This window comes from Tolypothrix sp. PCC 7712, from assembly GCF_025860405.1.
Taxonomy (GTDB): domain Bacteria; phylum Cyanobacteriota; class Cyanobacteriia; order Cyanobacteriales; family Nostocaceae; genus Aulosira; species Aulosira diplosiphon.
Map to the genome: position 1 here is coordinate 3,563,552 of NZ_CP063785.1, position 13,477 is coordinate 3,577,028.

General features: G+C 40.4%; 10 protein-coding genes. 6 read left to right on the forward strand and 4 right to left on the reverse strand.

The genetic code is table 11. From position 1 onward, the window contains the following. Positions 1-54 precede the first annotated feature (54 nt). From HGR01_RS14790 to HGR01_RS14815, 6 genes are all read left to right on the forward strand, one after another. Complete coding sequence (locus tag HGR01_RS14790; protein WP_045870344.1) at positions 55-1,749, forward strand: ABC-F family ATP-binding cassette domain-containing protein; 1,695 nt, start codon at positions 55-57, stop codon at positions 1,747-1,749. 394 nt (positions 1,750-2,143) lie between these two features. After that, complete coding sequence (gene gpmI, locus HGR01_RS14795; RefSeq protein WP_045870530.1) at positions 2,144-3,742, forward strand: 2,3-bisphosphoglycerate-independent phosphoglycerate mutase; 1,599 nt, start codon at positions 2,144-2,146, stop codon at positions 3,740-3,742. A gap of 75 nt (positions 3,743-3,817) precedes the next feature. Further along, positions 3,818-4,051: a preprotein translocase subunit SecG gene (gene secG / locus HGR01_RS14800; protein WP_045870343.1), complete on the forward strand. Its 234-nt coding sequence runs from the start codon at positions 3,818-3,820 to the stop codon at positions 4,049-4,051. Positions 4,052-4,068: 17 nt separating this feature from the next. Further along, positions 4,069-4,866 carry a peptidase gene (locus HGR01_RS14805; protein WP_045870342.1) on the forward strand — a complete coding sequence of 266 codons (798 nt, stop codon included), beginning with the start codon at positions 4,069-4,071 and terminating at the stop codon, positions 4,864-4,866. A gap of 158 nt (positions 4,867-5,024) precedes the next feature. Continuing rightward, the gene (locus HGR01_RS14810) at positions 5,025-5,411 is read left to right on the forward strand and encodes a hypothetical protein (RefSeq protein ID WP_045870341.1); all 387 of its coding nucleotides are present in this window, start codon (positions 5,025-5,027) and stop codon (positions 5,409-5,411) included. Between the two features lie 15 nt (positions 5,412-5,426). Then, on the forward strand, positions 5,427-8,381 hold the full coding sequence (locus HGR01_RS14815; RefSeq protein ID WP_052335186.1) for a caspase, EACC1-associated type: 2,955 nt from the start codon (positions 5,427-5,429) through the stop codon (positions 8,379-8,381). Between the two features lie 147 nt (positions 8,382-8,528). On the opposite strand, the gene HGR01_RS14820 is transcribed toward HGR01_RS14815, so the two are convergent. From HGR01_RS14820 to deoC, 4 genes are all read right to left on the reverse strand, one after another. Next, positions 8,529-9,677 carry a glycosyltransferase family 4 protein gene (locus HGR01_RS14820; protein WP_045870340.1) on the reverse strand — a complete coding sequence of 383 codons (1,149 nt, stop codon included), beginning with the start codon at positions 9,675-9,677 and terminating at the stop codon, positions 8,529-8,531. Positions 9,678-10,010: 333 nt separating this feature from the next. Further along, positions 10,011-11,627 carry an MFS transporter gene (locus HGR01_RS14825; RefSeq protein WP_045870339.1) on the reverse strand — a complete coding sequence of 539 codons (1,617 nt, stop codon included), beginning with the start codon at positions 11,625-11,627 and terminating at the stop codon, positions 10,011-10,013. Beyond that, positions 11,611-12,528: a DNA repair protein RecO gene (recO, locus tag HGR01_RS14830; protein ID WP_045870338.1), complete on the reverse strand. Its 918-nt coding sequence runs from the start codon at positions 12,526-12,528 to the stop codon at positions 11,611-11,613. The genes HGR01_RS14825 and recO overlap by 17 nt, the downstream gene beginning before the upstream one ends. 126 nt (positions 12,529-12,654) lie before the next feature. Further along, positions 12,655-13,335, reverse strand: coding sequence for a deoxyribose-phosphate aldolase (gene deoC / locus HGR01_RS14835; RefSeq protein ID WP_045870337.1), 681 nt, complete (start codon positions 13,333-13,335; stop codon positions 12,655-12,657). Positions 13,336-13,477 lie beyond the last annotated feature (142 nt).

Sequence of the window (13,477 nt, forward strand, 5' to 3'; positions counted from 1 at the left end):
ACGGCATTAGCACTTCATTCCCCAACTACCCATCCCCTACCTGAGAAAAACTTGATGCTGCGACTAGAACATATTAGTAAAATTTATCCCACAGGTGAAGTTCTCAAAGATATCAACTGGGAAGTTAAACCTGGCGATCGCATCGGCTTAGTCGGTGTGAACGGCGCAGGTAAATCTACCCAACTGAAAATTATCTCTGGAGAAATGGAACCGACGGCGGGGGAAATTATTCGTCCTGCGAGTTTACATATAGCCTACCTCAACCAAGAGTTTGAAGTAGACCCCGGCCGCACTGTGAGAGAAGAATTTTGGACTGTTTTTAAAGAAGCGAATCAAGTGCAGCTTTCCATCGCCCAAGTGACTAGGGATATGGAAACTGCGACTCCAGAGGAACTCGATCACTTAATTAACAAATTGGATCGCTTACAGCGCCAGTTTGAAGGCTTGGATGGCTATGGTTTAGAAGCACGCATCGGCAAAATCTTGCCAGAGATGGGATTTGAACAAGAAGATGGCGATCGCCTCGTTAGCGCCTTCTCTGGTGGTTGGCAAATGCGGATGAGTTTGGGTAAAATCCTGTTGCAAAAACCAGATTTATTGCTACTGGACGAACCAACAAACCACTTAGATTTAGAAACTATTGAGTGGTTGGAAAATTACTTAAAAAGTCTAGTGACTCCAATGGTGATAGTCTCCCATGACCGGGAGTTTCTTGACCGCCTCTGCACTCAAATTGTAGAAACAGAACGTGGTGTTTCGACTACTTACCTGGGTAATTATTCATCATACCTGCAACAAAAAGCTGAAAATCAATCAGCACAGTTGAGTGCTTACGAACGACAGCAGAAAGAACTAGAGAAACAACAAGCTTTCGTTGATAGATTTCGCGCTAGTGCTACCCGTAGTACTCAAGCTAAAAGCCGCGAAAAACAACTAGAAAAAATCGAGAGAATTGAAGCACCTACAGGTGGTGTCAGAACTCTACATTTTCGCTTTCCCGATGCACCCCGTAGCGGACGAGAAGTGGTCACCATTAAAGATTTAACTCATATCTATGATGATAAAATCTTATTTTTAGGAGCCAATCTCTTCATTGAAAGAGGCGATCGCATTGCTTTCTTAGGCCCCAACGGTGCGGGTAAATCTACCCTACTGCGGGTGATTATGGGTATGGAACCACCCACTGAAGGTAGCGTTAAATTAGGCGATCACAATGTGATTCCTGGTTACTTTGAACAAAATCAAGCAGAAGCTTTAGATTTGAAAAAGACAGTCATGGAAACTATTCATGATGAAGTTCCCGACTGGAAAAATGAAGAAGTGCGTACATTATTAGGACGCTTCTTATTTACTGGAGACACAGTATTTAAACAAGTTGGCGCATTAAGTGGAGGCGAAAAAGCACGTCTAGCTTTAGCAAAAATGCTCTTACGTCCAGCAAATTTACTCATCTTGGATGAGCCGACAAACCACCTAGATATTCCAGCTAAAGAAATGTTGGAAGAAGCCCTGCAGAATTACGATGGTACAGCGATTGTTGTCTCTCACGACCGTTATTTTATCTCCCAGGTAGCTAATAAAATCGTAGAAATTCGCGATGGTGAATTCCGCGTTTATTTAGGTAATTATCATTACTATCTAGATAAAATTGCTGAAGAAAAAGAAGCTGAAAAACTAGCTGCGATCGCGGCGGAAAAAGCTGCCAAGAAAGCTGCTAAAGCCGCTAAAGCTTCGGCAAAACGCAAATAATAAGTTAGTAATAACACTGAATTTTACGTAGTGTGCATGATGCTGCAATAGCTTAGTTGAAAAGTGTTCATTCTCAGCTTTCAACATCATGCACTACTGCTATACAATGATGAATTAGACAGTAAATAGTATATTCTACAGAAATAGCAAGAAATCTATAAAAGTTGCAGCAAAACGCAAATTAGAGTCTGACTGCTAGCACTATACAAAAACTTTTTTGATAATTAGCCCCACACAAGTATCACAAAAAATAAGCAAAAGTTACTAAAGTTAAAAAAACTCTAAAAAATACTGAATTTTTTGATAAAAGAAGTTAATAAGCAGAAATCCTCTTGCAGTGGTGATTAGCAGTGGTATCATTCGGGTATTACAAAAAGTAAAGGGCAATTTTACTATGACCAAAGCACCTGTTGCTCCTGTGGTGCTAGTCATTTTAGACGGATGGGGCTACTGCGAGGAGAAGCGTGGAAACGCTATAGTTAATGCGAAAACTCCAGTCATGGATAGCTTATGGGCAGCTTATCCACACACCCTCATTCGCACATCAGGAAAAGCCGTAGGGTTGCCAGATGGTCAAATGGGCAACTCGGAAGTTGGTCATTTGAACATTGGCGCTGGGCGAGTAGTACCGCAAGAATTAGTACGCATCTCCGATGCGGTGGAAGACGGTTCTATTAAGCTCAATCCAGCACTTGTCAAAATTTGCCAGGAAGTGCGCGATCGCAATGGCAAGCTTCACATAGTAGGTCTGTGTTCAGAGGGTGGAGTACATTCCCATCTCACCCATTTATTCGGACTACTGGACTTAGCTAAGGATCAGCAAATTTCCCAAGTTTGTATCCACGCCATTACCGATGGTCGTGACACAGCACCCTCAGAAGGTGTCAAAGCAATTGGGCAGCTGCAAGAATATATAGACCGCTTAGGTGTAGGGCAGATAGTCACCCTTAGCGGTCGCTATTATGCGATGGATCGCGATCATCGTTGGGATCGGGTTAAACGTGCCTATGACGTAATGACCCAAGATGAAGTAACCGATAATCGCCAAGCCGTAGAAGTTTTAGCAGCATCCTACGCCGCCGGAGTCACAGACGAATTCATCAACCCCACACGTATTGCTCCTGGCGCAATTGCAGCCGGGGATGGAGTGATATTCTTCAACTTCCGCCCCGATCGCGCTAGACAACTCACTCAAGCTTTTGTCAGCCCAGAATTTAAGGGCTTTGAAAGGCAGTTAATTCAACCACTTTCTTTTGCTACTTTTACTCAGTACGATCCAGATTTAAAAGTAGCTGTTGCCTTTGAGCCACAGAATCTCACAAATATTTTGGGAGAAGTCGTCGCCAATCACGGATTAAAGCAATTCCGCACTGCTGAAACCGAAAAATACGCCCATGTTACCTACTTCTTTAATGGCGGTCTAGAAGATCCTTTCGAGGGTGAAGACCGGGAACTCGTAAGTAGTCCTATGGTAGCAACTTACGACAAAGCTCCGGCGATGTCAGCCGCAGCCGTTACAGAAGTAGCGATCGCCGCGATTGAAAAATGTATCTACTCGTTGGTTGTAATTAACTATGCCAACCCAGACATGGTAGGACATACGGGTCAGATAGAAGCTACGATAGAAGCAATTGAAAAAGTTGATCTCTGTTTGGGTCGCCTACTTGCTAGCATTACTAAAGTTGGTGGCACAACAATTATTACTGCTGACCACGGTAATGCTGAGTATATGCTAGATGATGCGGGTAATCCTTGGACAGCCCACACCACTAACCCAGTCCCCTTAATTCTTTTGGAAGGAGAAAAAGTCAAAATCCCTGGACATGGTACAAATGTCGAACTACGAAGCGATGGCAAGCTAGCCGACATTGCGCCGACAATTCTAGAGATTTTACAACTTCCTCAGCCATCAGAAATGACAGGGCGATCGCTCGTTGTCCCAGCTGGATATGATGTGCAACGCAGTCGTACTCCCGCGCAAGTAGGTTTGTAAAATAGATAACAGTTAACTGTTACCTTCACCCTGGCACTTCTGTTTTGAAATTGACTATCTATTTAGATTCCTACCATGACAGTTTCTAATATTGTTCAAGGCATTTGGGCGCTTTCCGCCGTTGGTTTAATCGTCTTAGTACTGCTGCATAGTCCTAAAGGAGATGGTATTGGAGCCATTGGTGGACAAGCTCAACTGTTTAGCAGCACTAAAAGCGCAGAAAACACCTTAAACCGAATTACTTGGGCATTAACAGTAGTTTTTCTAGGTTTAACAGTAGTTTTAAGTGCTGGCTGGCTACCTAAGTAAGCATAGGGAATAGGGATATGGGACAAAAAATCCAATACCCAACACCCAACCCCCTAAAAAATTTACTTACACGACATTTACTAGCAGTTCTCACCTTAGCAATAAGTACAGGGCTGCTAGTTATTTTTATGCATCTCCCTACAAATGCTAATTTTGCCCAAGTAACCGAATATTCTAGGGACTTAATAACTTCTCTCCCAGCCTCCTCATACCCCTCTCCAAAACCTTATCCTTTACCGCCAACGCTAGCTAAATGGCAAGATAATACCAACAGTGGTGATTACTTTGCTCAAATTACACCCACCCAAGTTGGTTATCTAGTTTGGTCACAATTTCCTATTAAAGTTTACATAGAAACGCCAACGGCAGTTAACAGCCAGCAAGCTCAAGCTTGGGTTAACAGCGTCTTACAAGCTGTGCAGGAGTGGAATGCTTACTTACCTTTATTGATAGTGGAAAAACCAGAGGTTGCAGATATTAAAATTTTGCGAAAAGCGCCTCCTCTGCAAATTTCTCCCGTCGATAAAATACCCCGTGCGCGTTCTGCTTTAACTACCTACGAGTTATATACCAACAACAAAGTTTTATTACACCGCTTCACAATATTATTAAGTCCTAGCCAGACAGGTAATTATGTCCTAGCCGCAGCGCGTCATGAACTCGGCCATGCTTTGGGAATTTGGGGGCATAGTCCGTTACAAACCGATGCTTTATACTTTTCTCAAGTTCGCCAACCGCCGCCGATTTCTATTAGAGATGTGAATACCTTGAAGCGGGTTTATCAACAGCCTACTAGTTTGGGGTGGTCTTCATAGTCGCTTGAGTTTTAACTGGATAGGAGCTTTTGTAACGCTATCCTCATCTTTGTCATAGTGAATTTTCTCTGTCAACAATATAAAATTTGTCCCGATAGGATAAGTAAAAATGCGTAATAATAGTCATAAATTCACCTAAAATTGCCTAAAACTTCAGTATGATTAACGAATCAATGATTAAACTCACCATTTCCTGGATAAATCCAGATGATGAAAAATTAGAAGATGAAACTGTATACCTACTGGATGAGATGAAACAGGTAGATGAGTTTGAAACAGTAGGACGTGTACAAGTACCTCTAGAAGACATACCAGATAAGGCAAAACCTCTTGGAAATTTTCTGCCAGGATTTTTGATGGCTGAGGTAAGTCCGAAAAATATCAAAGGTGCATTGGGTTATTTGCACAGTCGTCTGTCTGGTAAAGAAATTGAATTTGAAGTTGAGGCAAACGGTAAGAAGTTAAAAGTCAAAGCTAAAAATTATAGTCAGCAAGAGTTACTAGATGTTGTGAAAGCAGCAGAAGAAGTTATCAAATCTAATTAAAGGTTTAGATATTCTATGGCAAAAAAAGTAGCACTACTCATTGGGGTTAGTGAGTATCAATCTGGTTTTACCCCATTACCTGCATCTATAGGAGATATAGACGCAATGCAACGGGTTTTAAAGAACCCGGAAATTGGAGGTTTTGATGAAATCAAAATACTTAAAAACCCTAGTTCTCAGTTAATGAGTGAAGCAATTGAGGATTTATTTGCGAGTCGTCGAACAGATGATTTAGTGCTGCTATTTTTTTCTGGTCACGGAGGTAAATTAGCTAACAATAAACTTTATTTTGCCACTTCTAATACTCGGAAAAATAGTAATAACAATACAGAAGTAGTTATATCAACGGCAGTAACAGCTAGTTTCGTGAATCAAATCATGAGCAATAGCGCGTCCCGTTATCAGGTGTTGATCCTCGATTGCTGCTATAGTGGTGCTTTTACTAATGATTTGTATGTAAAAAATGATGGTTCTGAGTCAATAAAAAACCAACTTGGTGGAGAGGGACGGGTTATTATTACGTCTTCAGCTTTCACTGAATATTCTTATGAACAGGAAGGAGGAGATATTTCGCTTTTTACTCGTTACATTGTAGAAGGTTTAGAAGATGGTGTAGCAGATAGAGATGATGATGGTTGGATATCAGTTTATGAATTATATGATTATGCTAAAGATCAAGTTAGAAAAGCTGCTCCAAAAATGAGTCCACGGATTTATGCAGTCAGAGAAGGATTTAATATTAAGCTAGCTAAGTCATCGACTGACGATCCCAAAAAAATATATCATCAAGAAGTTGAGTTTTTGGTACGTAATGGTGATGGTCAAATTTCTGATACTGGTCGTGATTTATTGAATGAACTAAAAAATGAATATCTAATAAATACTGAGGAAGCTTCTGCAATTGAGGAGAAGGTTTTAAAGCCTTATAAAGACTTGAAGGAGAAGTCAAAGCGCTATCAATCTAGGTTTAGAAGAGAGATTCAACAAAGATATCCAATCAGTAATCAAACTCGCGAAGAATTAATACGTTTGGGAAAAATTTTACAACTTACGGATGAGAAAATAGCTCTGATTGAAAATCAAGTAATTGAAGAAAGACAGCAAAACTTGCTAGAATACGAGCAAGCTTTTCGTTTTGCAATTGAGCAATCCTACCCAGTTAAACATCTAGATTCTGGGTTGATAGAACTTCAGCAGCGCTTACAACTGAAGGATGAAAATATTAGGGCTATCGAAGCTCCTATAATCGCATTTAAGGAGAGTAGGTTACAGGAGTATGAAAATAAGTTTACTCAGGTAGTAAAGCAAACATCTTCTATCAATAGGCAAGCAAAACGTAATTTACAAGAGTTAAAAAACTCATTGGAACTCAAGGATGATGAAGCAAGCCGAATAGAACAGCGCGTTATTGCAAAAATAAAACAGGAGAAAAATTTTAACAGAAAGTTAAAAATTGGACAATTTATAATTGGAATATTATTAATTATATTAATTATAATAGGCTATTTTTTTACACCTACAGCTATAATTCTAGTTTCTGATTATAGAAAAGAACAAAGTCTTCCTGATGCAAAAATGAAAATGAGTTGGGGAGAAAAAAATCTGTTAGATACAGATAGAAATGATAACAAAAAGCAAGCACAACAGGCATTTGAAAAGGGTAATTATCCAACAGCTTTGAATTATTTTAAGGAAGCAATAAAAAATAATCCAATTGATGATCCGGAGGCATTAATTGGCTATAACAATGCCAATGCTCACATTCAAGCAAACAGTGATAACAAACTGATTCTCAGCATTGCTGTTAGCGTACCTATAGGAAATAACCCCGATATAGCCAAACAAATATTACGTGGCGTATCTTTGGCTCAAAAAGACGTAAATGATAATGGTGGTATTAGATTTTCAAAAAACGCAAACGAAAGCCCACGATTTTTAAATGTTTTGATTGCTGATGATAGCAATGAACCAAAAATGGCTGTAAAAATTGCTAAAGAATTAGTCAAGAATAAATCAAATTTTAGTAATGTGTTAGCAATTGTGGGGCACAACTCTAGCAATACATCACTTAAGGCGGCTCCCATATATCAAGACGGAGGTTTAGTAATGATCACCCCCACAAGTGATGCAAGGGAAATAACAGCATTCGGCCCTCCTGTATTTCATATAATGCCTTTTTTAGAAAGAATTGCTGAAAAACTAGCAAATCATGTTTCAAGAGATAGTAATATAGAAAAAATTGCTATTTGTGCTGATTTATCTTCTCGAGCTAGTGAATCTCATGAAAGAGTTTTTAGTATAGCTATTCGTGATGAAAGAAACAGGTTACTTTCAGGAAAACCGTGTATTATTTCAGATAATTTTGATACAGATAAAATTATAGAAGAATTAGAAAAAGATAAGGTTAATACAATACTTTTGTTACCTGCGGTCGAAAAAATAAATAAAGCTATAGAACTTGCAAAAAAAGCACATGATAAGGGTTGGAAATTATTAGGCTCTCCTACAATGAATACCAATCAAACATTAGCTGAAGGAAAATATTTTAAAGATATGTTAATTCCAGTACCTTGGAATCATAAAGAAGGGAATGATAAAAGTAACTCTTTTAATGTCACAAAGCAAGACCTGAAAGTAGCTAATGTTACTTGGCGTACTGCGATGGCTTATGATACAACCCAAGCCATTGTTAAAGCTTTTGAGGAAATTATAAATAATCGTAAAGAAATAAACCGTACCAATCTTAGAGACAGGCTTTCTAGAAAGGGATTCCGCTTAGGCTTAGATAATAATAAAGATTTTTCTCAACAGAAATTTTCATTAAAACCTGTTACAGGAGAAGTCAATTTTAGAGGTGAGCGTGAAGCAGAAGTATCAATATTACAAGTAAAGGAAGATAGTGAAAATCCAGGCAAGTATATTTTCGATTCTATTCCAACAGAAAAAGTACAATTTCAAGCTGAATTTTAATTTATTTGGCATTACGTAAAACGATTTTCTCTACGTAAAATTAGGTAAGTTGGGTTTAGATTAAGCAACTTAAAAATTAGTATAGCTGCACTCTTTTATGCTCTCAGATGCAGTGCAGCCAACCAAAATTTATATCAGTACCCTTACTTACAATCTATGAGTTAGGGGTAAAGGTCGCTGTAGTAAAACTTCGCGGTACAATTGTTCCAACTGAGTAATATTATCAGTGAGGGTATAGCGTTCCAATACACGCTTTCTGGCTTTCTGTCCCAACACAGTTGTTAACTCTGGATGATCTTGAAATAGTGGCAACAGGGTTTTTAATTGCGATCGCACTGTTTTAGTATTTAAAACTACCCCTGCACCTTTTTCTAATACTTCACCATCAGCACCCACATCTGTGGCTAAACACGCCAACCCGCAGGCCATTGCTTCTAAAAGAGATAAAGATAACCCTTCTACCAACGAAGGCAAAATAAATACATCTGCCCCCCGTAGAATTTCGATGCGTCGGGTTTCATCGGCAATGAATCCTAGCCAGATAATGCCTTCCTCTGCACCATAAAACGGCTGTAAAGACGGCTTCAAAGGCCCATCGCCTACAATCAGTAGCTTGCTATCAGCTTCCAACCCTGACTGCTTCCAAGCGCGTAGCAGCGGTTCCACATTCTTTTCTGGTGCTATCCGGCCTTGATAGACAAATAGGCGTTTGGCTTGAAATTCAGCTTTGATTTGAGAAGGGCCTGGAGAATATTTAGCAGTATCAACTCCATTAGGGATGACTGCAACATTTTCTTCCCGCACACCCATCCGCCCTAATAACTCGCGTTGAATTTGGGAAAATACAATCACGCGATCGTAGTTCACTAAGAAAGGTGCGTATAGCTGATAAGCCAAAAGTTGCGTTCCGGAAATGAGTTTTGCCCCTTTCCCTGCAAATGGGGTATGGAAAGTCGCAATTAGAGGCAAATTCAGTTGCTCGCAAATTTCTGGAAGAATAAAGTCCAAGGGAGATAAAGTCAAAGAAGCGTGGACTATATCTGGTTTAATTTTTCGCAACGACTCAGTTAATACTTTGGTTGCTTTAAAAGTGGGAATTGTGTAAACCTGGGACTTGTAAATGAAGGGTAAGGAAACTTCTTGAAATTTTGGCCAGTTATCAGGTTCAGATTCTTCTTGAGCAAAGTGGAGAAAGCTAACTTCATGACCTCGGTCTAACAAGGCATTTGTAATTTCTCGACTGTAGGTAACATTGCCGCAAAAGGGTGATTTTTTTCCAATCCAGGCTATACGCATTCTTTATTTAGTTATAAGAACAGCGGGTTTAATATTTAGTTATTGTTTGTGGTTTTGCTTTTAGCTGTTTGTTATCGCTGGCTTTTAGTTACTATTACACCCCATTTTTTCTACCCATAAAATAGCCAAATTCTCAGATTAATTTAGCTAGTTTAGTTATAGCTGTAGTTATCCTACTAAGAATTTGTGAATACATATGAGTCAATCAAAAGCAATCGAGCCAGGATTCACAATGATCCCGAGTTAAGCCTATAGTGATTTATGGCTGAGTTCAGTCTATCACGAAAATTTCAGCTTTCAGTAAATGATTAATTATGTCAAGCTAATGTTTAATTACTCACGATGCGAGGTATACCAAGTAAAGATACCTCCGAAAAAGACAATTACAGCTAATGCTAAAAAGACAGCTTGTAATCCAATAAAGGTCTCTGCTACACCCGCTAATGCTAAGGGTAAAGAAAGAGCAATATTAATGACATTATTTTGCAAACCGAAGACTTTACCCCGCATTTCTGGTGGGGTTTCTGTTTGAATTGCAGTTTGCATCGGGATACCCACAAGTGCGCCAAAAACACCCAATAGTGCTACTAACAAAAGCACTATCCAAAGCTGTGTTGTAAAGATGGATAACCCTATTAAGGAAGCTGCCATCCCCAGACAACCACAAAGACTAAGGGCAGTATAGGAGAAACGTTGACCAAACTGACCAAGAATTGTTGCCCCTGCAGCAATTCCCACACCACCAGCTGCTAGTAAAAAGCCAAATTGTGAGGCTTTCATGTTGGGAATGATTTCTGCCATTCTTACAGCTAAAACTGTTAAGGCGGCAAATATGGAAAACAAGATGATCAGTTGTACTAAAGCGCTACGAACACGATGATTATCTTTGAGATAACGTAAGCCATCCCGTAAATCTGAGAAAACATGAGGAAATTCGGTGGCTGAGTCGTGAGGTTTTTCGTTAGTTACCAAGAAACTCAAAATTATTCCTGCGATCGCATAACTTCCACCTACGACCATTTCTTTTCCAAATCCGCCACTTGCACCCAGATTTAGCCAAAGTTGATCCGCGATCGCTAATAGTGGTTCGCCAACAGCAAAACCAACAATTACCGAGGCCATCATTGTTGTGGTGTACAGTGAGTTAGCTGAGAGTAAATGTTGCTCTTCCACCACCAAAGGAATTGCTGTTTGTTCGGCTGGGGCGAAAAACTGTGTGAGGGTGGAAACTAAAAAAGTCACGCTTAAGATGATCAAAAAACCTACAGGCAATACTCCCACTGGTTGCCAATCATGAGTCAACCATAACAGCAAGGGAATCACCAACACCAAAATTCCCCGCCAAATATTGGTAGCTACTAATACAGTCTTTTTCGACCAGCGATCCACAAACACACCAGCCACAGAACCAAATAGCACGGCGGGTATGGTAAAAGCCATCATTAAGGCAGATACCCAACCACTAATACTTTGATGACTAGCTTGAAACTGCGTATTAATCAAGGCAATCATCAACACCAGATAAACTTTATCTGCTAGCTGGCAAAAAACTTGTCCACCCCAAAGGGCTAAGAAATTTGGGTTTTTTAATACAGGTAAAAACCCCTTTTGAGGTACATCATTTGATGGTTCATCTTTACCTGAATCAGGCCCCTTGATATCGGGTGGTTCTTTTGCTGAGGTAATAGCGGCTTGGCCATTAGCCTCAGCCTGAGTAGATTTGGCTTCTGAATTAATAAAATCAGGTTTTGATTTTTCCGATAGCCAATTTTTATTATTTGGCGAAATCTCCCGGGGGGAAATTTCGTGGTTATTGATTTGACTGGGCCGAGACTTCGGAACAGCACTCAAGTGGCTGGGTGCTGTAGAATCTGATGCTCTATTCTGTTTTTTGGCGTAGCTCGGTGACAAAGGCAGGATTTTTGTATCCAAATCAGACGGTTGCATCATGGTTGGCAGCAAAATAAGAATCAATTAAAGTGGCGGAGCGGATTGGATGACCCAAATGATACTGAGCATAATGGCGCAGAATTTGCTCAACAGCTAACCAGTCATTATCTCTGGTGGTACTAATTTGCATTATCTCTGGTTGTGACAGCTGCTGCAGAATATCAAGTTCTTTTGCATTTAATCGCCCAGAAATCACTGGTAGTTCTTGGCGATGCATCACTGTTTGGTAACCCGAGATGGTTGTTGCTGGGGTTGCGGGGAGATGAGGCGATCGCGTCTTGGAAGAGTTGATTTGTCTCTCCCTCTCTTTTTGTTTTCGCAAGTCTTCCCAAGTCTCTAAGCAAACTGTGCCACCAGCAGAAATACTAAATCCTACTTGCCACTGCGGGTTTGTAAAATTTGGTATCAGGGGGCGTTGCGTGAGACAACAAACTTGCACTTGAGGTGTTAGTCCCGCCAACGCTAAAAGGTGAAACACTCCCTGAGACAGATGAGCTAAGATGCTCGCTTCGTTATTAGACACTGCCTCTAACCGATTGAGATGTTCGTTAAGCAGCTCATACAGTTCTTCTTGGGGTTGTTCGCTTAAAGCTTGACTGAGGACTATTTCTGCTAGATATTGGCTAGCTGCCAATTTCCCTAAATCTTTAGTCAAACCTGGATAGGTTTTTACTGTTTGTGCTTGTGTAATTTTATCGAGCGATCGCCCTTTAGCAATCAGTAGTTCGTTGACAACAAACATCCCACTCCTACCACCCAGGCTTGAATTGTGCTTACGTGCCCCTGGGGCCACTGCTCGGATTAAACCGAACTCTTTTGTCAAAATTGTTACTATTCTATCTGATTCTCCCAGCGCCTGGGCTTTCAGATTAATTCCTGTTACTTGATAGGTTTTACTCATTAGCCAAGAGTCCGTAGGGGCGGGTTAAACCCGCATATTTAGGGGCAGACGCAATATTTCATTTAAACCGCCCGTAAATTAGTCATCAGTCCTGCGTCATTAATTCTGAGTACAAAATACCAATGACTATTCCACTTTTTCTGGGTTATTGCGCTGACGGATTAAATCGATACCGCGAGACGTGCCTAATCTAGTAGCACCCGCCAAGATTAATTCTAAGGCTTGATTAATGGTACGAATACCGCCAGAGGCCTTAATTCCTAACCTTTCTCGGGCAATCTCTTTCAAAAGTCGCACATCTTCCACAGTGACACCCCCATTCCAACCCGTACTGGTCTTTAAGAATGCGGCCCCTGCTTCCATAGCCAATTCTGCCGCTACCTTCTTTTCTGGATCTGTCAACAGGTTAGTTTCTAAAATGACCTTCACAGTTTGCCCGGTTGCTTCACAAATTTCCGCAATTTCCCGGTGGACTGCTTCAGTTTTACCAGCTTTTAACCAACCCAAGTTGAGCACTACATCAAGTTCAGTGGCTCCATTTTCCACTGCTTCTTGAGCCTCATACAACTTAACTGCGGAAGTAGTCGCTCCAGTAGGAAAGCCAATTACTGCACAGACTTTGGGATTTTTACCGTGGAGGAGTTCTGCGGCTCGCTTTACATAGGTAGGGTGCAAGCAAACCGCCGCAAAATGAAATCTATCTGCTTCTTCACACCATTGCTCAACCTGCTCTGGAGTAGCCGTTGGCGTTAACAGGGCGTGATCGATAAATGGCGCAATATCAATGTCGGGATAGTCTGCTGCCATCGTGCCTTTTGCCAATTATTGATTATTAAACTTTATAAAAAATTAAAACATTTCTTATATATATATTAAACCACATTTATTACGAGTTTATCCTGAAAACCGAACTGCTGAATAGGTCTGAGATATCGGCTTTCTAGATGGA